The following is a 19,336-nucleotide window of genomic DNA, read 5'->3' as shown; positions in this document are numbered from 1 at the left end:
TTTATCTTTTAGCCAGAGTCTCAAAAGTGGTACAGCACAAAAAAGGCCCCTTATACAAAAGGTGACCTTTTAATTAAATATGGCGACAACCTCTCTTGAAAGAGATTTCATTTGATACCAAATCCACTCAAAAGCCTCATTGATCTCTTCAACATCACCTGTCACCTGTCCAGCAGAAGCCATATACTCTCCGTTAATCACCGTGACGTTTCCTTCAACTTTGCCTTCAATATTGATTGTTCCGCCTTTAACGGTTACATCTCCCTCAACAGTTTCACCTTCAGGAACGGTAACCGTATTATTTTCAACAACCAAATTAGGCTGCTTTGAAACGCTGAATTCTGAATCAGTTGACCAGGAAGAAAATAAACTGCCTGTCATCAATAACATGAAAAGAGAAGCAGCAGCCAACAATGGATGACCCTTTAGCCATCTGTTGACACCAATCGTTTTCTTTTCTTTGGGCAGACGATCCATGATGGCTTGAGTAAAATCCATCGGAGCCTCAATATGGGATGTACTCTGAACCAAGGCGATTGACTTCTCAAGCTCATGCAGGTGCTGCGTGCAGTCCGCGCATGACTGAAGGTGCTCTTTCAAGATTCGCTCATCTTGCTGCTTTATATCATGATCCAAATATTGATGGATCCGTTCTTTCATTTGTTCTGAACACTTCAACCTTATCACCTCAAATCATAAATGCCTTAATTGCTTCCTCAGCGCTTCTCGTCCTCTGTGAATTCTTGTTTTCACCGTACCGATCGGCATATCTAGAATTTCACTGATTTCAATTAAAGAAAGCTCATCAATATACTTTAATACGATGACAGTACGATATTTATCGGGGAGCTTTAAAATTTCTTTTTGAATCATCTGCTGAAGCTCCATTGTTTCCACTTGATCCTCGGGCAGAGCTACATCTGCTGCTACTTGAGAATACATCGTTAACCCTTCCGTTCCTGTCACTTCGGCATCCAGGTAATAATCCGGTTTTTTCTTTCTGATTCGATCAATCGTTAAATTTGTCGCAATGCGATACAGCCACGTAGAGAACTTCTTATCCATGTCATAGCTGTTAATATTCACATAAGCCCGGATAAACGCTTCCTGGGCTATATCCTCCGCCTCATGGGAGTTCCCGAGCATGCGGTAGCAAAGCTGATAAATTTTGTCTTTATATATATCTACGATTTCGGCAAAAGCATTCTGGTCGCCCTTTTTAACTTGTTTAATCCTATTTTTTACGATCGTCTCCATGATACCCCTTACCCCCGCGCAAGTGCGGGTTCCCCTTATTACGTATAAGCCGCATAAAAGGTTTCATTTATTTCGCATAAAAATATTTTAACAAATTTTAGGTTGTCTGTAGATGGCTTTTTAACATGTTTACCTTAAATTTTTCTTAAATAAAAAACACAGTTTATAAACTGTGTCTTTTTTAAAAAATTAAAGGAGCTTTTCGCCGAATAAAGAACCCATCAGAGCTACTGCTACTGTAGCTGTTTTGTTCTTTTCATCTAAGATAGGATTTACTTCAACAAACTCAGCAGAAGTGATGATATCTGACTCTGCAAGCATCTCCATCGCTAAATGACTTTCTCTGTAGCTGATGCCTCCGATAACCGGTGTGCCGACTCCTGGAGCATCGTGCGGATCAAGTCCATCTAAATCGAGGGACAAGTGAACACCATCAGTACGCTCTTTCAAATATTGAATGGTTTCCTCCATTACCTTAGTCATGCCAAGACGGTCAATCTCATGCATTGTATATACTTTAATGCCTTTCTCCTTAATTAATTCCTTTTCACCATCATCAAGGGAACGGGCACCGATAATCACAATGTTTTCCGGCTTCACTTTAGGAGTGTAGCCTCCAATTCTCGTTAACGTCTCATCGCCGATGCCGATACTTACAGCAAGCGGCATCCCATGAATATTGCCTGACGGTGAAGTGTCGCCTGTGTTGAGATCTCCATGTGCATCATACCAGATTACACCAAGTTCTTTATAATGCTTTGAAACTCCTGCGAGTGTTCCGATGGCAATACTGTGGTCTCCGCCAAGCACCAGTGGGAACGAACCTGATTGAATCACTTCGTCAACTTGTTCAGAAAGCTTTAAATTCCCTTCTGACACCGCTTTCAAATTTCTTAAATTATTTAACGAATTGCTATCCTCTTCACGGTTTGGACGTCCAATTTTAATATCACCTTTATCTTCAATCTCATATTGCAGCCATTCAAGTCGTTCTACAACCCCTGCGTATCTGATAGCACTAGGCCCCATGTCCACACCTCGGCGCATTTGACCTAAATCCATTGGTACCCCGATAATTGATATTCTTTCTTTCATGTAAATCATCCCCCTTAGTAAGAAACTCTGTATCTATTGTACTGATAAAAAGGGTCATGACTCAACTCGACAAAATCGTGTATATATATACAGAGTTTTCTGTAAAATAATTGGAAATAGCAGGGAATAATTAATACGATGATGTAGAGTCAGCTGATTTCCTGGTCACTTGATTATTTTTCCGAATTTCTACTTCACCTTTATGACTGATCTGAATTGAACAAATTAAACATCAAATTGGATCCAAACCATCCAACTCGCATTAGCCGTTTTTTAATTAACGAAAAACTATAACCAACTCGCACGACTCAGTGTTCAATTCCCGAAAATGGGTTTTTGGCTCGCAACTTCATTTTTTTATGAAAAAAAGATATAAAAATACCTGTTACTAGCTGCTGTTAGCCATTATTAATCAAAACTGCTGTTAATTATGAAAGAGTTTAAGCTGTGTATTGAACTTCATATTTAGAACCGAATGCCCAACTCGCAAAAATCAGCCTTTAATTAGTAAAAACTTATTTCTGACTCACCAAAATAATGGTTTAACTTGCGGAAAATGATCTCCAACTCGCAAGCCTCATATTCAAAAAGAAAACTGTTATAACATAAAGGATAGGATATTGAATTCATATATAAATAAAGTGAAGCACGTATCCATAAAGTAATTTTTTTCATTATTCCTAAACAAAAAACCGTTAGACATTAAGTCTAACGGTTTTTACAGGGTGTTTATGATGGAGCCTAGCGGGATCGAACCGCTGACCTCCTGCGTGCAAGGCAGGCGCTCTCCCAGCTGAGCTAAGGCCCCGATATAAATAAGAAGTTCTGGAGCGGAAGACGGGATTCGAACCCGCGACCCCCACCTTGGCAAGGTGGTGTTCTACCACTGAACTACTTCCGCAAAATGGTGTGCCATGAAGGACTCGAACCTTCGACCCTCTGATTAAAAGTCAGATGCTCTACCGACTGAGCTAATGGCACCTTATAAGAAAACACTCTTCAGTTTTGCAAGACGCCCTAATCTAAGAAAGATTATTCTAGGAGCGGCTCGATTTATGTGCTGAAGCTACGCTTCAATGATTACTCGATCGTTCTCTAACGACTGAGAAATCGGCACAAGAAATGGCTGGGCTAGCTGGATTCGAACCAGCGCATGACGGAGTCAAAGTCCGTTGCCTTACCGCTTGGCTATAGCCCATCAATTATGTATTCTATAAAATTCTAATTGACCGTAAAAAGGTTTATGTTAACTAAACATATTATTTACAGTCTAGACAAGAACTATTCAGTTAAGTTTGTCTAAATAAAGTGGTGGAGGGGGACGGATTCGAACCGCCGAACCCGGAGGGAGCGGATTTACAGTCCGCCGCGTTTAGCCACTTCGCTACCCCTCCACACATAAGTGGTGCCGGCAAGAGGACTTGAACCCCCAACCTACTGATTACAAGTCAGTTGCTCTACCAATTGAGCTACACCGGCATATATAGTGAAATACAATACTATTTATTCGCTTTTTAAAGTCGTCTGCTGCAATGTCTTAATGGTGGAGGATGACGGGCTCGAACCGCCGACCCTCTGCTTGTAAGGCAGATGCTCTCCCAGCTGAGCTAATCCTCCGCATAAAAGATTGTTTGATATTTCACATATTAAGACTTAAGTTTGAATGGTGACCCGTACGGGATTCGAACCCGTGTTACCGCCGTGAAAGGGCGGTGTCTTAACCGCTTGACCAACGGGCCGTTTTATTAGTTTAATGTAAGCTCCCAACCGGGCTTGAACCGATGACCTCTTCCTTACCATGGAAGTGCTCTACCGACTGAGCTATGGAAGCAAGGCTCCGCAGGTAGGACTCGAACCTACGACCGATCGGTTAACAGCCGATAGCTCTACCACTGAGCTACTGCGGAATAATGCTAGCCTGGCGACGTCCTACTCTTGCAGGGGGAAACCCCCAACTACCATCGGCGCTGAAGAGCTTAACTTCCGTGTTCGGCATGGGAACGGGTGTGACCTCTTCGCCATCATCACCAGACATAATGACAAAAATTATTATACTATAAAATCCGAAGATTTCAAGTGTTTTTTTGAAAGAAGTTATTCTTTCAAAACTAAATAACGTATGATAACAAGATTCACTTAGGTTTTACACTTTATTAGACTGTGGTTAAGTCCTCGAACGATTAGTATCTGTCAGCTCCACACGTCACCGCGCTTCCACCTCAGACCTATCAACCTGATCATCTTTCAGGGTTCTTACTCACTAATGTGATGGGAAATCTCATCTTGAGGGGGGCTTCATGCTTAGATGCTTTCAGCACTTATCCCTTCCGCACATAGCTACCCAGCGATGCCTTTGGCAAGACAACTGGTACACCAGCGGTGCGTCCATCCCGGTCCTCTCGTACTAAGGACAGCTCCTCTCAAATTTCCTGCGCCCACGACGGATAGGGACCGAACTGTCTCACGACGTTCTGAACCCAGCTCGCGTACCGCTTTAATGGGCGAACAGCCCAACCCTTGGGACCGACTACAGCCCCAGGATGCGATGAGCCGACATCGAGGTGCCAAACCTCCCCGTCGATGTGGACTCTTGGGGGAGATAAGCCTGTTATCCCCGGGGTAGCTTTTATCCGTTGAGCGATGGCCCTTCCATGCGGAACCACCGGATCACTAAGCCCGACTTTCGTCCCTGCTCGACTTGTAGGTCTCGCAGTCAAGCTCCCTTGTGCCTTTACACTCTGCGAATGATTTCCAACCATTCTGAGGGAACCTTTGGGCGCCTCCGTTACATTTTAGGAGGCGACCGCCCCAGTCAAACTGCCCACCTGACACTGTCTCCCAGCCCGATCAGGGCTGTGGGTTAGAATTTCAATACAGCAAGGGTAGTATCCCACCAATGCCTCCACCGAAGCTGGCGCTCCGGCTTCCAAGGCTCCTACCTATCCTGTACAAGCTGTACCAAAATTCAATATCAGGCTACAGTAAAGCTCCACGGGGTCTTTCCGTCCTGTCGCGGGTAACCTGCATCTTCACAGGTACTATAATTTCACCGAGTCTCTCGTTGAGACAGTGCCCAGATCGTTACGCCTTTCGTGCGGGTCGGAACTTACCCGACAAGGAATTTCGCTACCTTAGGACCGTTATAGTTACGGCCGCCGTTTACTGGGGCTTCAATTCAAAGCTTCGCTTGCGCTAACCTCTCCTCTTAACCTTCCAGCACCGGGCAGGCGTCAGCCCCTATACTTCGCCTTGCGGCTTCGCAGAGACCTGTGTTTTTGCTAAACAGTCGCCTGGGCCTATTCACTGCGGCTTTTCAGGGCTATGAACCCTAAAAAGCACCCCTTCTCCCGAAGTTACGGGGTCATTTTGCCGAGTTCCTTAACGAGAGTTCTCTCGCTCACCTTAGGATTCTCTCCTCGCCTACCTGTGTCGGTTTGCGGTACGGGCACCTCTCACCTCGCTAGAGGCTTTTCTTGGCAGTGTGGAATCAGGAACTTCGGTACTAAATTTCCCTCGCCATCACAGCTCAGCCTTATGTGAGAAGCGGATTTGCCTACTTCTCAGCCTAACTGCTTGGACGCGCATATCCAACAGCGCGCTTGCCCTATCCTCCTGCGTCCCCCCATTGCTCAAATGGTGAGGAGGTGGTACAGGAATATCAACCTGTTGTCCATCGCCTACGCCTTTCGGCCTCGGCTTAGGTCCCGACTAACCCTGAGCGGACGAGCCTTCCTCAGGAAACCTTAGGCATTCGGTGGAGGGGATTCTCACCCCTCTTTCGCTACTCATACCGGCATTCTCACTTCTAAGCGCTCCACCAGTCCTTACGGTCTAGCTTCAACGCCCTTAGAACGCTCTCCTACCACTGTTCGTAAGAACAGTCCACAGCTTCGGTGATACGTTTAGCCCCGGTACATTTTCGGCGCAGAGTCACTCGACCAGTGAGCTATTACGCACTCTTTAAATGGTGGCTGCTTCTAAGCCAACATCCTGGTTGTCTAAGCAACTCCACATCCTTTTCCACTTAACGTATACTTTGGGACCTTAGCTGGTGGTCTGGGCTGTTTCCCTCTTGACTACGGATCTTATCACTCGCAGTCTGACTCCCAAGGAGCAAGTCTTTGGCATTCGGAGTTTGACTGAATTCGGTAACCCGATGAGGGCCCCTAGTCCAATCAGTGCTCTACCTCCAAGACTCTCATACTTGAGGCTAGCCCTAAAGCTATTTCGGAGAGAACCAGCTATCTCCAGGTTCGATTGGAATTTCTCCGCTACCCACACCTCATCCCCGCACTTTTCAACGTGCGTGGGTTCGGGCCTCCATTCAGTGTTACCTGAACTTCACCCTGGACATGGGTAGATCACCTGGTTTCGGGTCTACGACCACGTACTAAAACGCCCTATTCAGACTCGCTTTCGCTGCGGCTCCGTCTCATCAACTTAACCTTGCACGGGATCGTAACTCGCCGGTTCATTCTACAAAAGGCACGCCATCACCCATTAACGGGCTCTGACTACTTGTAAGCACACGGTTTCAGGATCTTTTCACTCCCCTTCCGGGGTGCTTTTCACCTTTCCCTCACGGTACTGGTTCACTATCGGTCACTAGGGAGTATTTAGCCTTGGGAGATGGTCCTCCCTGCTTCCGACGGGATTTCTCGTGTCCCGCCGTACTCAGGATCCACTCTGGAGGGAACGAAGTTTCGACTACAGGGTTATTACCTTCTCTGACGGACCTTTCCAGGTCGCTTCATCTACCCCGTTCCTTTGTAACTCCGTATAGAGTGTCCTACAACCCCAAGAGGCAAGCCTCTTGGTTTGGGCTAATTCCGTTTCGCTCGCCGCTACTTGGGAAATCGCGTTTGCTTTCTCTTCCTCCGGGTACTTAGATGTTTCAGTTCCCCGGGTCTGCCTTCATTATCCTATGTATTCAGATAAAGATACTGTTCCATTACGAACAGTGGGTTTCCCCATTCGGAAATCTCTGGATCAAAGCTTACTTACAGCTCCCCAAAGCATATCGGTGTTAGTCCCGTCCTTCATCGGCTCCTAGTGCCAAGGCATCCACCGTGCGCCCTTCATAACTTAACCTAAATGGTCAACCGCATCATAAGATGCGTTTCGCATTTCGTTGTTTGTTTAGACATAAATGTCTAGAAAATCACTAATTATGGTAAGCGTAAATCTCAGTGAATTACTTGTTATCAATTACGTTATCTAGTTTTCAAAGAACAACCGACAAATCGGATGATTTGTCTTCTATCATAGAGAGAATGATCTCTCAAAACTAAACAAAAACCAAAAGCGTCCTCATATCTTCCTTAGAAAGGAGGTGATCCAGCCGCACCTTCCGATACGGCTACCTTGTTACGACTTCACCCCAATCATCTACCCCACCTTAGGCGGCTGGCTCCTTGCGGTTACCCCACCGACTTCGGGTGTTGCAAACTCTCGTGGTGTGACGGGCGGTGTGTACAAGGCCCGGGAACGTATTCACCGCGGCATGCTGATCCGCGATTACTAGCGATTCCAGCTTCATGCAGGCGAGTTGCAGCCTGCAATCCGAACTGAGAATGGTTTTATGGGATTGGCTAAACCTCGCGGTCTCGCAGCCCTTTGTACCATCCATTGTAGCACGTGTGTAGCCCAGGTCATAAGGGGCATGATGATTTGACGTCATCCCCACCTTCCTCCGGTTTGTCACCGGCAGTCACCTTAGAGTGCCCAACTGAATGCTGGCAACTAAGATCAAGGGTTGCGCTCGTTGCGGGACTTAACCCAACATCTCACGACACGAGCTGACGACAACCATGCACCACCTGTCACTTTGTCCCCCGAAGGGGAACCTTCTATCTCTAGAAGTGGCAAAGGATGTCAAGACCTGGTAAGGTTCTTCGCGTTGCTTCGAATTAAACCACATGCTCCACCGCTTGTGCGGGCCCCCGTCAATTCCTTTGAGTTTCAGTCTTGCGACCGTACTCCCCAGGCGGAGTGCTTAATGCGTTAGCTGCAGCACTAAAGGGCGGAAACCCTCTAACACTTAGCACTCATCGTTTACGGCGTGGACTACCAGGGTATCTAATCCTGTTCGCTCCCCACGCTTTCGCGCCTCAGCGTCAGTTACAGACCAGAGAGTCGCCTTCGCCACTGGTGTTCCTCCACATCTCTACGCATTTCACCGCTACACGTGGAATTCCACTCTCCTCTTCTGCACTCAAGTTTCCCAGTTTCCAATGACCCTCCCCGGTTGAGCCGGGGGCTTTCACATCAGACTTAAGAAACCGCCTGCGCGCGCTTTACGCCCAATAATTCCGGACAACGCTTGCCACCTACGTATTACCGCGGCTGCTGGCACGTAGTTAGCCGTGGCTTTCTGGTTAGGTACCGTCAAGGTGCGAGCAGTTACTCTCGCACTTGTTCTTCCCTAACAACAGAGTTTTACGATCCGAAAACCTTCATCACTCACGCGGCGTTGCTCCGTCAGACTTTCGTCCATTGCGGAAGATTCCCTACTGCTGCCTCCCGTAGGAGTCTGGGCCGTGTCTCAGTCCCAGTGTGGCCGATCACCCTCTCAGGTCGGCTACGCATCGTTGCCTTGGTGAGCCATTACCTCACCAACTAGCTAATGCGCCGCGGGCCCATCTGTAAGTGACAGCCGAAACCGTCTTTCCAACTTGAACCATGCGGTTCAAGATACTATCCGGTATTAGCTCCGGTTTCCCGGAGTTATCCCAGTCTTACAGGCAGGTTGCCCACGTGTTACTCACCCGTCCGCCGCTGACCTCCGAAGAGGTCCGCTCGACTTGCATGTATTAGGCACGCCGCCAGCGTTCGTCCTGAGCCAGGATCAAACTCTCCGAAGAAAATTTGTGACTCAATTTGTTGCTGACTTCAAAAATTTAAAACGTTTGGTACGCTTTTGGTTTTGTTTAGTTTTCAAAGATCATTTCCGTCATCAGTGGTGACGGCTTATATAATTTAACATGGTCACTATCGCTGTGTCAACAACCTTTTGAATAATTTTTTTCGTTATTTCAAATTCAGATTGTTTCTTAGCGACGAATAATAATATAACATCTATTCCAACCATGGTCAATAGAAATTATTTGATATTTTTATTTAAATGCTGATCGAATTTTCCGCTGATAATTTTATACAAATTACTGAGGAGTTCTCTTTTTTCTAAAAGAGATCTTTTTTGAACAAATGTCAGATTCTCATCTATCAGTATATTGCTGATAATTGATAATTCCTGTTCGACCAGCAGTTCCATTTCCCGTGCTTCTTTATCATTAAAAATGAATCCTTTTGACATATGATCCTCCTCTAAGCTGCCTAAGTTTTATCATTATTGCACAACGTGTAATTTTCTAATCATATTATTAACAGCTTGGCATACATATGAGACAAGAACATTGGGACGGGGTTGATGAGGATGAACAATTTTTATGTTTTACATGTTAAAAAGATCAAACAACTTATCATTATTGTAATAGCTGCGCTTTTTACAGCCGGGATTTTATATATAGAAAACGTCATGCAATTTCCTGTTTTCTCAACCGCAGATGGACCTAAAGCCGTTTTCAGGGGTGAGGAGAAGGAAAATAAAGTGTCTCTTACATTTGATATCAGCTGGGGCGACGAAAAGGCAAAGCCCATTCTTGATACGTTGAAGAATAACGGCATTACGAATGCAACATTCTTCCTCTCTGCAGCATGGGCAGAACGTCATCCTGAAATCGTCAAGCAAATTGTGAAGGACGGACACCAGGTGGGAAGCATGGGTTATGCCTATAAAAATTACACCGCTTTGGAGGCTGAGGATATACGCCGGGACATTCTCATGGCACAGGATGTATTTAATGAGCTCGGTCTTAAGGATATTAAACTCCTCAGACCGCCAACAGGCAATTTCAATGAAGAAATTCTTACAATTGCCGAAAGATACGGATATACGGTTGTCCATTACAGTGTTGATTCTGATGATTGGAAAAATCCCGGTGTAGGCACCATTGTTAAAAACGTCAATGACAGTGTTCAAGGCGGGGACATTATCCTGCTGCATGCATCAGACTCCGCTAAGCAAACACAAAAAGCACTTCCCCAAATTGTTGACGGCCTGAAACAAAAAGGATTAAAGAATGTATCCATAGCTGAATTAATCGCTAATGGAAATGCGAAATCAACAGAAGTTAAATAATGAATGCCGAATTATAGAAAAAAAGCTAAGCTCACATCGGCTTAGCTTTTTTGACTTGAGATAATTTAGTTAATAATAAAAGCTGATACGCATTGCATATGAGAAGCGGAATGAGCATGAGATACAGCCAGTTTCCTTCATTTACACGGAGAGCAGGGACCCATTCGACAGCTGTAACGACAATCATAAAGAATAAAGCTGGAATGAACGCCATTTTATTGGTTTGCTGCATCTTGATATATGCTACAGCCAAGCTGAAAATGACCAGGAATAATGCAAGAAGGATATATGACAGAGGTGATTCGCCTTCTGCCGCGAAAAGCTGGTAGCGGAAATAAATCAAATCAAACACCACAAACAAAATCAGCACGATTTGAATCGCATTCCATAATGCTGCTGTTCTGAAAATGCCAAGACCAAAGCGGTGGATCGTTAAATACGCAAAAAAGCCCATTTGGCTAATAATACTGAAAATAAAACCTACACCGATCAGCCAAAATAAAATAGAGAGGATTTCAATAAGATCAAAAGATGTGAAAAATTTCTGATACTCTCCCCACCTTAATGCAAAACCGACGATGCTTGTACTAATGCCCCCGACAAGCAGAGTCGTCAAAAACAAACGGACCCAATTTCTACTGTTCAATGCAGTTTCCCCCAATATGTAATCTACTCATGAAATTTTACCAATGTCTTTCTAAAAAAGCTATTTTATTTACCAGTATAAAAAGCTTTAGATAATTCATATTAAAAATAGGCAACTTGAAAATGAAAGGAGCTTTGCACAGATGAAAAAGCGAAGGTTGCTCTCATTATTTACACTAATAGCCATCTGTTCCTTCCTTGCAAGCTGTTCTCCAAAAGACCAGCCCGCAGGACAACTGGATTATGAAGAAACAAAAAAGATGGTTGTTGATATATTAAAGACTGATGATGGAAAAAAAGCGATCCAGGAAATTTTGAAAAATGATGACATGAAGCAAAATTTGATCATGGATCAAAAAGTTGTCTCAGATACCATTTCTAAAACACTGACATCCGAAAAAGGAGCGGAATTCTGGAAAAAAACCTTTGAAGATCCAAAGTTCAGTGAAAGCTTCGCCAAAAGCCTACAGACGGAGCATGAAAAAGTAATTAAGGGCTTAATGAAAGACCCGGAGTATCAAGAAATGCTTATTGGAGTCCTTCAAAATCCCGAAATGGAAAAACAAACAGTAAAGGTGCTTCAAAGTCAGGAATTCCGCAAGCATCTTCAGCAAGTGATAACAGAAACCATTAATAGCCCGCTTTTCAAAACAAAAATGGAAGAAACCCTTTTAAAAGCTGCTAAAGAAATGAATCAGCAAGGCGGCGGTCAAGGAAGCTCAGGCGGCACTGAAAGCGGCGGACAGCAATCAGAAGGCGGTCAAGGTGAAACTGGAGAAGGCGGTCAATAATTCCCGTAAATCTAAAAAAAGAGAAAAGCGCCAATCACTTGGCGCTTTTCCTTTATACACTCACAGGCACAAGTTCTGTTACCTTTTTGGCAATACCTAAGTAAATCTCACCTGTAGGGTGATCTTTCGCATAAACAGATGGAGCAAAGTCTTCTTCGTTCCAGTCCGGCTGCTGAAGGGGGATGTTTCCAAGCACAGGCACATCAAGTTCATGCGCAAGCTTTTCTCCTCCGCCTTTGCCAAATACATATTCTTTTTCGCCAGTGAGCTTGCTTTCAAAGTAAGACATATTTTCAACTACCCCGATTACCTCATGCTCGGTTCTGAGAGCCATAGCACCCGCTCTAGCCGCTACAAATGCTGCTGTCGGATGAGGAGTTGTCACGATGATTTCTTTACATGACGGAAGCATAGCATGCACATCGAGTGCAACATCGCCAGTACCCGGAGGCAGATCAAGCAGCAGATAATCCAGATCTCCCCACTCTACTTCCTGAAAGAAGTTGTTGAGCATTTTACCAAGCATAGGACCTCTCCAAATGACCGGAGCATTATCTTCAACGAAAAATCCCATTGAAATAACTTGAACACCGAACCGCTCAACAGGGATGATTCTTTCGCCCCTTACAACCGGTCTTTTGGTGATTCCCATCATATCAGGAACACTAAATCCATAAATATCCGCATCAATTAAACCGACTTTCTTGCCTAAGCGAGCTAATGCTACTGCTAAATTAACCGATACGGTAGACTTTCCGACGCCGCCTTTTCCGCTTGCTATCGCTATAAATGTCGGCTGCTTTCCTTCAGTGAGCAAGGAAGGATCTTCAGGCTTTGCTGTTTGATATTTCGCAATTACTTCTTGAGGCAGCTCTGTGAAACGGAGACCGACTGTTGCAGCACCTGCTTCCTTCAGCTTAGCGACGATCTCCTGCTGCAGCTGCATTTGTTCTGATGTACCAGTTTTGGCAATCGCTACTTTCATACTTATATGATTTTTCTCTTCTTTTATCGAAACTTCTTCAATCGCATTTAATTCTTCTAAGGTTCTATGTAAAAAAGGTTCTTTTAAATTCCCGACGACTTTACGAGCTGTTTCCTCTTTCAGCATGATAACCACCCTTTGTTGTATTCGTTTACATCAGTATAACATATTTAGACAAAAAAGAGGTATCGCACGTTTGAACCTAAATGGAGGAATGCGCAGCAGCAAAACAAAAAAATCCTTCATTCTGGAGGATTTTTTTCATGGGTCATATATCTTAAGATGCCATTATAGATGGAAGCAGCTATTTTATCCTGATATTTTTCTGTTCCGAGAAGCCGGGCTTCCTCAGGGTTTGATAAGAAACCTACTTCTACTAATGCACCTGGCTTATCGATATGTTTCATTAAATAGATTGTATTCATTTGTTTTGCTTTTCTGTCTGTATTCTCTAAATTCCTTCTTAATTCATCTTGAATGAATTTTGCCACCTTTTCATTCTCTTTCATTTTTGAATGATAAAAAGTCTGTGCCCCGCTCCACTGATTAGAAGGAATGGCATTCAAGTGAATACTTAAATAAAGGTCTGCTTCTGATTCGTTTATTATTTGGAGTCTTTTTCTTAAATCCTGCCCTTTTCTTTTTGAATATCCTTTTGTATCCTTTTCAGCTAGATCAGTATCCTTTTCACGAGTGAGGAGGACCAATGCTCCCTGTTCCTGAAGGTAATCTCTGATCTGCTTGGATATGGAGAGTGCGATATCTTTTTCAAGATGTTCTTTCCCGACTGCCCCTCCGTCTGGTCCTCCGTGGCCTGGGTCTATGTAAATGACCTTTCCTGTTAAAGGGAGATTCCACGACTTCCAGGAGCTGTCGTTGTTGAATTGAAACTGAAATAATAGGAGTAATAAAATAAAGCCTGCACCGAAGCCAAACCATCTTAGCTTTCTTCTCATTTTTTCCCCTCCTGCTCGTCCTTTAACACTATATGGCGGACCAGCAGGAAATATGATAAGTTATCCAGTTTTAATGGAGACGAAGCTTAAGCCGTTTTTCTCCTTTTTCAAAACCCTCCGACCACCACAAATGAATTAAAAACTCGCATGCATAATAGATCGATTCATTTTTGAAGTCATTTTCGCCAGGGTTCCCCCATATCAGCATGTAGTCAAACAGCTGGTCAACAAGCAGTTTTTCTTCCCGTCTTGATCTTGCATTTACAGTCTGCATGGTTTCTCCAAAAAAGCCAAACCTGCTGTAGCTTGCACCGAGCAGATATGCCTCTATGGAAAAATCAATGCAGCCATCTTCTATAGCTGAGTAGTCAAACTTTCCGGAATGCATAAAAACGCCAAAGCACTCGTAAGCTTTTGTTTTCAGCTGAGTTAACGTAAGGTCTTTTAGTATGCTGCGTTCATAGCTGATTTGCTTCTCTCTTCTTTTATCTGAAAGTGAAGTGATATTTTCCATCATATAAATGCCCCCTCACTTTATTGTCCTACTGCTAATCGTTATCATACGCGGTAAAGATTTCAAATCTCAAATAGGAAGACGGTGTTTTAGAAACAACAAAAAAACCACAACATAATGTTGTGGTTTTTGGAAAACGAATTAACGTTTTGAGAACTGAGGTGCACGACGAGCGCCTTTAAGACCGTATTTTTTACGTTCATTTTTTGATGTGTTTCAACCCAATTAACAATACATCAAATGCCTTTGTTAATATGGATTTAATACTTTTTCGATTTCGATGAATTTCATTTAAGTGCATTAAAGGGTATTCAAAAGGTATTCATAAAATCATATGCTGGCGGGCAATGTGTGTAATTACATAGAATGTTCTTTTGCAATTATTTAAACCCACTTTTAACCACCTGATTTCCATCTATCCATCCGTCACTTTAGAGTAATATAAATTCTAGTAAAAGAATCATATTGTGTTCATTTTATAATTCTTGGTTATCCACAAGAAGTTAATATAATCTGTTTTAACTGATTCAATCCCCTTTCTTCGAGGTAGCACATGAATTTATCTCTACTATGCTTATCGCATAGATGCTCGTATTTCCTTCATTTTCTTTGACACTAAGGGATAAAAATTATTTTTTGCACTAGTTGTGGAATTCCCTCCGAAAAAGTCTGTCCCTGGACAAGATTTAACAGCATGTCCCTCTCCTTTATCTAACACTCTTTCTCCGGAGTTAATATCCCACCAGTGGTGGTATGTGATACTGTTAATAGAAGGAGTTAATCCATATTTTAAACTAAGCAAGGACGTGATCATCACAATCGTTTCCTTTTGTTCCGCAGTCATTTGATTCTTCCCTTTATCAAAGTTCCCAAGATTTTCAATAGCTAGTGCATCTGCTTCGATCCTATGCATGGCCGCTTTATTTTGCAAACCAAATGAACCTTCGGGAGGTGTGTCAAATGGCCTGCCAACTGCGACTTTTCCGTCCGGAAAGGTGGTTAATTGTTGACTGATGTTACTCCAACCCATTCCCTTAACATGATGCTCCTCCATGGCCTTCAACAATGAAAAATGATTGGAACCATTGAATTGCTGGTAGGAAGGTGAATAAGTGTGATGTTGTTGGATCTTCCCTATCTTCCTTGTGAAGATATGGTTGAAAAGCCAATCCTTAAATTCCTCTCTTGTCATCAGAACATATTGTCCTTGCATGGATAGCCTTTTCGGAGGAATCCTTAATCTTTGCCCGGTAAAGATATTGTTCGTTGCAAGTTTATTAGCTGTTTTTATGGATTGGACGGTAGAGTTAAATACTTGTGATAGCTCCCATAGCGTATCGCCAGGAGCAACTGTGTACATTATGGGAACCCTTAATTTCTGGCCAACCATGATTTTATCTGATTGCAATCCGTTGATAAGTTTCAGGTCTATTACAGAAGTTCCATACGTTTTTGCGATTTTTCCTAAATAATCTCCTGATTTCACGTCATACAAATTTCTCAGGTTATTGGCTGCATGGGCAGGATATCCATTCATTAGTAGTAGTAAAACCAAACTAAATAGAAGCATATATTGTTTTTTCATTTTTTTGAACCCCCTTGTGATATCGTGAAACGCTGTTATCCATCAAAGGCACCTTTTCCTTACCTTTTTATATTTTGTAAAACCGCTATGAAATTATTCTAATGCATTAAAAAAGCGACTGACTTATGTGAGCATTCGCAGATATAAGATTTTATAACTTATGGGGGATAATTTTCGCCCATTTACGTGGAAGACGAACAAGAAGCATAGATAGACGGTAAGGGGTAAGCACAAAAAGTTTTTTGATGATACGAACGTGTAGTGAATCAAAAAAGTTTTTTGCCCCTTGACTGGCTGACTATCCGACTTAGCCTTCAGCAGGTAGAGGGTCAGAAGCCTAGGAGGCTCAGGCTGCTGTCCTTTTTGGCTTTTATTTTTTTAGTCCTTTTATATTCAGAGTCGTTCACTCGTTAAGAAATGCAATGGGTCTACACGCTTTTCCGTAGATCGTCATAAGTCTTAAGTTTTGGGTAAGTTTTGTTCCAAAAAAAGAGACTGACTATAAATAGTCAATCTAAAGTGACGCAAGGTGCTACCTCACGTCTTGTATATAATATGAAAGTGTTAAGACAAGCGTTACCCTATTTATTAAGTTATGACACCTTATCATATTTCCCTACAAAAAATTACATTTTTTGAGCGTTCTTCTTTTATTTTCATAATCCTTTTTCAACAATTTTGTAATCTGGATATTTATTGACTATTCCTTTGTATGTCCTTCTATTTTTGATAAATTCACTTTTTATAGATAAAACAAGCAATATGCTGCGATGTTATCTCCAGCTCTTAAATTCCGAAGTGCTAGCGCAAGTTCCTTTCGGTCTTCTTTTGACCTGGTTTTCCTGAAAATAAGGCAATTCTTAAAAGTAGCTGAAAGCGAGGTAAATTAGAAAACTTTTATTTTTTTTCGTATTCTAGCTTTTACTGGAGCACGAAAAGGTGAAGTTCTTGCGTTGTATTGGTCAGATATTGATTTTAATAATAAATCTATATCATTTAGGAAGACCCTAGTTACAACAAAGGGGCTGCAACTTCTGCAGACGCCTAAAACAGCAGCTTCACGCCGCGTAATCAGTATTGACGATGAAACCCCCACTAGGGTGGCTTAACAAATGGTGTAAAAGGCAATCTGAAGAGTTTTACGATGTTGATATAGATTTACTACCTGATGACCAGTGCCTCTTTTCCTAGGTACGACCACAATGAAAGAAAAATGAAGTATATCCGTTTAGCCAGCTTAAATGATCAGTTAACCAAGTTACCCAAAAACCATAAGTATTTTCCGTCTATTTCCATTCATGGTTTACGTCACTCTCATGCTTCTTTGTTATTCGAAGCTTGGGCTAGCATTAAAGATGTACAAGCGCGGCTTAGCCATACAGACATTCAAACAACCATGAACATCTATACTCACGTCTCAAACACCGCCAAAGAAAAAGTAGCCAATTTATTTCAAGATTACATGGATTTATGAGGAGGGGTATTCAAATACCTTTTTCGACAAATAAAAAACCCCTCCCCGATACTTCGGGAAAGGGCATAAACATTGATAATTAACGTTTTGAGAACTGAGGTGCACGACGAGCGCCTTTAAGACCGTATTTTTTACGTTCTTTCATACGAGCGTCACGAGTTAGAAGACCAGCGCGCTTTAAAGTGCCGCGGTATTCTGGGTCAGCTTCTAATAATGCACGAGAGATACCGTGACGGATAGCGCCAGCTTGACCAGCAAATCCACCGCCGTTAACGCTAACTAAAACATCATAGCTTCCAGCTGTTTCAGTTAAGTTTAATGGTTGTTTAATATCTTCGATTAAAGCTGCGAATGGGATGTAATCTTTTACTTCACGATCGTTGATAACAATACGGCCTTCGCCTGGAACCAGACGAACACGCGCTACTGAGCTTTTACGACGGCCAGTACCGTAATATTGAACCTGTGCCAAATTAATAACCTCCTTAATAATTAACCGCGAAGTTCGTAAACTTCTGGTTGTTGTGCTTGATGTGGATGTTCGTTGCCAGCATATACATGTAATTTTTTGTACATTTGACGTCCTAATGAACCTTTAGGAAGCATTCCGCGAATTGCTAATTCAAGCATTTTCTCAGAATAGTTTGTACGCATTTCAAGAGCTGTTCTTGATTTCAAACCGCCTGGAAATTGGCTGTGACGGTAGTAAATCTTGTCAGTCAATTTTTTACCAGTAAGTTCGATTTGTGCTGCATTAATGATGATAACATGATCACCAGTGTCTACATGTGGTGTGTAAGTTGGTTTGTGTTTACCACGAAGTACAGATGCTACTTCGCTAGCTAGACGACCTAAAGTTTTGCCAGCCGCATCTACTACGAACCATTTACGTTCAACTTCAGTTGCTTTCGCCATATATGTTGTACGCATGTTTTTCCCTCCTAAATATCTTTCAATTGTTAAAATTTAATCATTCTATTTCAAAACACAAATTAAACTCTTCCGGGGCTTATTTGTGGGGTTGAAATACATACCATATGATATATTATAACGTTCAGGCAACATTGTCAAGAAAATGTTACACCTGGTTTAGTTGTCATAATAAACTTTCCACAAATATAATCCGCACCCCGGGGCTGTTTTGCCGCAAAGGGAACGATCCTGTGCCTTCAGTATCTCCGGAATCTGATAAGGATCCAGCGCTCCGCGTCCTGCATTGATCAGAGTGCCGACCAATATTCTTACCATGTTATAAAGAAATCCGTCGCCTACAAACCGGAAAGTAAGCATGTCATCTTCTTCATAAAATTCGATATCATATAATGTTCTTACCCGGTCTTCTTTATCCGTCTTCGCAGAACAGAAGCTCGTAAAGTCATGAGTGCCGATAAGAAATTTAATCGCTTCTCTCATTTTGACGTAATCAAGTTTATAAGGATAATGATAAGAATAATTTCGATTAAATACATTCCGTATCGCTGAGCGGCTTATTTTATAGCGGTATTCCTTGGCTCGGACATGATACCTCGCATGAAAGTCATCGTTTACAAACGCAACGGATTGAATCGCAACGTCCTCAGCGAGCAGGGAATTTAATGCATTGGGCCAGCGGTTCTCAGGAATATAAATATCTGTATCAAAATGCAGAACCTGACCAACTGCGTGGACTCCCGCATCCGTTCTTCCCGATGCAAATACTTTTACTTCTTTTCCTTTATGAAGCCTTTTAAGGCCCCTCTCAACCTCACCCTGTACAGTTCTCATATTCGGCTGAATTTGAAAACCGTTAAATCTTGTGCCATCATATCCGATTGTGCATTTTACCCTCATGATA

15 protein-coding genes, 10 tRNA genes, 3 rRNA genes and 1 pseudogene are annotated in these 19,336 nt (G+C 42.8%); 3 read left to right on the top strand and 26 right to left on the bottom strand.

Annotated elements, in window-relative coordinates; translation table 11 throughout:
* Positions 1-69: 69 nt before the first annotated feature.
* The 17 genes from rsiW to K8L98_RS00965 all read right to left on the bottom strand — a co-directional run bounded on the left by rsiW (position 70) and on the right by K8L98_RS00965 (position 9,667).
* Positions 70-660: an anti-sigma-W factor RsiW gene (gene rsiW / locus K8L98_RS01045; RefSeq protein WP_420828810.1), complete on the bottom strand. Its 591-nt coding sequence runs from the start codon at positions 658-660 to the stop codon at positions 70-72.
* Between the two features lie 33 nt (positions 661-693).
* A complete protein-coding gene (gene sigW / locus K8L98_RS01040) occupies positions 694-1,257 on the bottom strand; it encodes an RNA polymerase sigma factor SigW (protein WP_223438962.1) in 564 nt (187 codons plus the stop codon).
* Positions 1,258-1,446: 189 nt separating this feature from the next.
* Positions 1,447-2,352: an arginase gene (rocF, locus tag K8L98_RS01035; protein WP_223438961.1), complete on the bottom strand. Its 906-nt coding sequence runs from the start codon at positions 2,350-2,352 to the stop codon at positions 1,447-1,449.
* A gap of 735 nt (positions 2,353-3,087) precedes the next feature.
* A tRNA-Ala gene (locus tag K8L98_RS01030) sits at positions 3,088-3,160 on the bottom strand.
* A gap of 18 nt (positions 3,161-3,178) precedes the next feature.
* A tRNA-Gly gene (locus K8L98_RS01025) sits at positions 3,179-3,253 on the bottom strand.
* Between the two features lie 4 nt (positions 3,254-3,257).
* Positions 3,258-3,333: transfer RNA gene (locus tag K8L98_RS01020), tRNA-Lys, on the bottom strand.
* Between the two features lie 142 nt (positions 3,334-3,475).
* A tRNA-Gln gene (locus K8L98_RS01015) sits at positions 3,476-3,550 on the bottom strand.
* A gap of 111 nt (positions 3,551-3,661) precedes the next feature.
* A tRNA-Tyr gene (locus K8L98_RS01010) sits at positions 3,662-3,746 on the bottom strand.
* 9 nt (positions 3,747-3,755) lie between these two features.
* Positions 3,756-3,831, bottom strand: a tRNA-Thr gene (locus K8L98_RS01005).
* 62 nt (positions 3,832-3,893) lie between these two features.
* Positions 3,894-3,969: transfer RNA gene (locus K8L98_RS01000), tRNA-Val, on the bottom strand.
* A 47-nt stretch (positions 3,970-4,016) separates the two neighbouring features.
* Positions 4,017-4,091, bottom strand: a tRNA-Glu gene (locus tag K8L98_RS00995).
* Between the two features lie 19 nt (positions 4,092-4,110).
* Positions 4,111-4,183: transfer RNA gene (locus K8L98_RS00990), tRNA-Thr, on the bottom strand.
* 4 nt (positions 4,184-4,187) lie between these two features.
* Positions 4,188-4,259: transfer RNA gene (locus K8L98_RS00985), tRNA-Asn, on the bottom strand.
* Between the two features lie 9 nt (positions 4,260-4,268).
* Positions 4,269-4,384: ribosomal RNA gene (gene rrf / locus K8L98_RS00980) — 5S ribosomal RNA — on the bottom strand.
* A 128-nt stretch (positions 4,385-4,512) separates the two neighbouring features.
* Positions 4,513-7,443, bottom strand: a 23S ribosomal RNA gene (locus K8L98_RS00975).
* Between the two features lie 234 nt (positions 7,444-7,677).
* A 16S ribosomal RNA gene (locus tag K8L98_RS00970) occupies positions 7,678-9,215 on the bottom strand.
* The 16S, 23S and 5S rRNA genes sit together here with 10 tRNA genes alongside, the layout of an rRNA operon.
* 239 nt (positions 9,216-9,454) lie before the next feature.
* On the bottom strand, positions 9,455-9,667 hold the full coding sequence (locus K8L98_RS00965) for a hypothetical protein (protein WP_223438960.1): 213 nt from the start codon (positions 9,665-9,667) through the stop codon (positions 9,455-9,457).
* A 120-nt stretch (positions 9,668-9,787) separates the two neighbouring features.
* Between K8L98_RS00965 and pdaB the strand changes: the two genes are divergently transcribed.
* Positions 9,788-10,552: a polysaccharide deacetylase family sporulation protein PdaB gene (pdaB, locus tag K8L98_RS00960; RefSeq protein ID WP_223438959.1), complete on the top strand. Its 765-nt coding sequence runs from the start codon at positions 9,788-9,790 to the stop codon at positions 10,550-10,552.
* A gap of 31 nt (positions 10,553-10,583) precedes the next feature.
* Here the strand turns inward: pdaB and K8L98_RS00955 are convergent, their stop codons facing one another.
* Entirely contained in the window at positions 10,584-11,198 is a 615-nt protein-coding gene (locus tag K8L98_RS00955) for a KinB-signaling pathway activation protein (RefSeq protein WP_223438958.1), read from the bottom strand.
* A 142-nt stretch (positions 11,199-11,340) separates the two neighbouring features.
* On the opposite strand from K8L98_RS00955, the gene gerD reads away from it, so the two are divergent.
* On the top strand, positions 11,341-11,988 hold the full coding sequence (gene gerD, locus K8L98_RS00950; RefSeq protein ID WP_223438957.1) for a spore germination lipoprotein GerD: 648 nt from the start codon (positions 11,341-11,343) through the stop codon (positions 11,986-11,988).
* A gap of 52 nt (positions 11,989-12,040) precedes the next feature.
* On the opposite strand, the gene K8L98_RS00945 is transcribed toward gerD, so the two are convergent.
* The 5 genes and pseudogenes from K8L98_RS00945 to K8L98_RS00930 all read right to left on the bottom strand — a co-directional run bounded on the left by K8L98_RS00945 (position 12,041) and on the right by K8L98_RS00930 (position 16,028).
* Complete coding sequence (locus K8L98_RS00945; protein WP_223438956.1) at positions 12,041-13,099, bottom strand: Mrp/NBP35 family ATP-binding protein; 1,059 nt, start codon at positions 13,097-13,099, stop codon at positions 12,041-12,043.
* Positions 13,100-13,215: 116 nt separating this feature from the next.
* Positions 13,216-13,929: an N-acetylmuramoyl-L-alanine amidase CwlD gene (cwlD, locus tag K8L98_RS00940; protein WP_223438955.1), complete on the bottom strand. Its 714-nt coding sequence runs from the start codon at positions 13,927-13,929 to the stop codon at positions 13,216-13,218.
* Between the two features lie 70 nt (positions 13,930-13,999).
* The gene (locus K8L98_RS00935; protein WP_338037006.1) at positions 14,000-14,446 is read right to left on the bottom strand and encodes a DUF2521 family protein; all 447 of its coding nucleotides are present in this window, start codon (positions 14,444-14,446) and stop codon (positions 14,000-14,002) included.
* A 138-nt stretch (positions 14,447-14,584) separates the two neighbouring features.
* Positions 14,585-14,647 (bottom strand): annotated as a pseudogene (gene rpsI, locus K8L98_RS26765) (30S ribosomal protein S9); the annotation flags it as partial.
* A 370-nt stretch (positions 14,648-15,017) separates the two neighbouring features.
* Positions 15,018-16,028, bottom strand: a complete 1,011-nt coding sequence (locus K8L98_RS00930) for a LysM peptidoglycan-binding domain-containing protein (RefSeq protein WP_223438954.1) — start codon at positions 16,026-16,028, stop codon at positions 15,018-15,020.
* 1,168 nt (positions 16,029-17,196) lie between these two features.
* On the opposite strand from K8L98_RS00930, the gene K8L98_RS00925 reads away from it, so the two are divergent.
* Positions 17,197-17,502, top strand: coding sequence for a tyrosine-type recombinase/integrase (locus tag K8L98_RS00925; protein ID WP_338037005.1), 306 nt, complete (start codon positions 17,197-17,199; stop codon positions 17,500-17,502).
* A gap of 79 nt (positions 17,503-17,581) precedes the next feature.
* On the opposite strand, the gene rpsI (K8L98_RS00920) is transcribed toward K8L98_RS00925, so the two are convergent.
* From rpsI (K8L98_RS00920) to truA, 3 genes are all read right to left on the bottom strand, one after another.
* On the bottom strand, positions 17,582-17,974 hold the full coding sequence (gene rpsI / locus K8L98_RS00920; RefSeq protein ID WP_029282760.1) for a 30S ribosomal protein S9: 393 nt from the start codon (positions 17,972-17,974) through the stop codon (positions 17,582-17,584).
* A gap of 20 nt (positions 17,975-17,994) precedes the next feature.
* Positions 17,995-18,432: a 50S ribosomal protein L13 gene (gene rplM, locus K8L98_RS00915; protein WP_070875209.1), complete on the bottom strand. Its 438-nt coding sequence runs from the start codon at positions 18,430-18,432 to the stop codon at positions 17,995-17,997.
* 159 nt (positions 18,433-18,591) lie between these two features.
* On the bottom strand, positions 18,592-19,335 hold the full coding sequence (truA, locus tag K8L98_RS00910) for a tRNA pseudouridine(38-40) synthase TruA (RefSeq protein ID WP_223443049.1): 744 nt from the start codon (positions 19,333-19,335) through the stop codon (positions 18,592-18,594).
* Position 19,336 lies beyond the last annotated feature (1 nt).

This window comes from Metabacillus dongyingensis (genome assembly GCF_019933155.2).
Classification (GTDB): Bacteria; Bacillota; Bacilli; order Bacillales; family Bacillaceae; genus Bacillus_P; species Bacillus_P dongyingensis.
Note: the sequence above shows the minus strand (reverse complement) of the source record. Positions and strands in the feature narration are given on the sequence as shown.

What these genes read in the sequence shown, in the direction of transcription:
- rsiW (WP_420828810.1), bottom strand. Translation starts at nt 660, where the DNA reads ATGAAAGAACGGATCCATCAATATTTGGATCATGATATAAAGCAGCAA.
- sigW (WP_223438962.1), bottom strand. Translation starts at nt 1,257, where the DNA reads ATGGAGACGATCGTAAAAAATAGGATTAAACAAGTTAAAAAGGGCGAC.
- rocF (WP_223438961.1), bottom strand. Translation starts at nt 2,352, where the DNA reads ATGAAAGAAAGAATATCAATTATCGGGGTACCAATGGATTTAGGTCAA.
- K8L98_RS00965 (WP_223438960.1), bottom strand. Translation starts at nt 9,667, where the DNA reads ATGTCAAAAGGATTCATTTTTAATGATAAAGAAGCACGGGAAATGGAA.
- pdaB (WP_223438959.1), top strand. Translation starts at nt 9,788, where the DNA reads ATGAACAATTTTTATGTTTTACATGTTAAAAAGATCAAACAACTTATC.
- gerD (WP_223438957.1), top strand. Translation starts at nt 11,341, where the DNA reads ATGAAAAAGCGAAGGTTGCTCTCATTATTTACACTAATAGCCATCTGT.
- K8L98_RS00945 (WP_223438956.1), bottom strand. Translation starts at nt 13,099, where the DNA reads ATGCTGAAAGAGGAAACAGCTCGTAAAGTCGTCGGGAATTTAAAAGAA.
- cwlD (WP_223438955.1), bottom strand. Translation starts at nt 13,929, where the DNA reads ATGAGAAGAAAGCTAAGATGGTTTGGCTTCGGTGCAGGCTTTATTTTA.
- K8L98_RS00935 (WP_338037006.1), bottom strand. Translation starts at nt 14,446, where the DNA reads ATGATGGAAAATATCACTTCACTTTCAGATAAAAGAAGAGAGAAGCAA.
- K8L98_RS00930 (WP_223438954.1), bottom strand. Translation starts at nt 16,028, where the DNA reads ATGAAAAAACAATATATGCTTCTATTTAGTTTGGTTTTACTACTACTA.
- K8L98_RS00925 (WP_338037005.1), top strand. Translation starts at nt 17,197, where the DNA reads ATGACCAGTGCCTCTTTTCCTAGGTACGACCACAATGAAAGAAAAATG.
- rplM (WP_070875209.1), bottom strand. Translation starts at nt 18,432, where the DNA reads ATGCGTACAACATATATGGCGAAAGCAACTGAAGTTGAACGTAAATGG.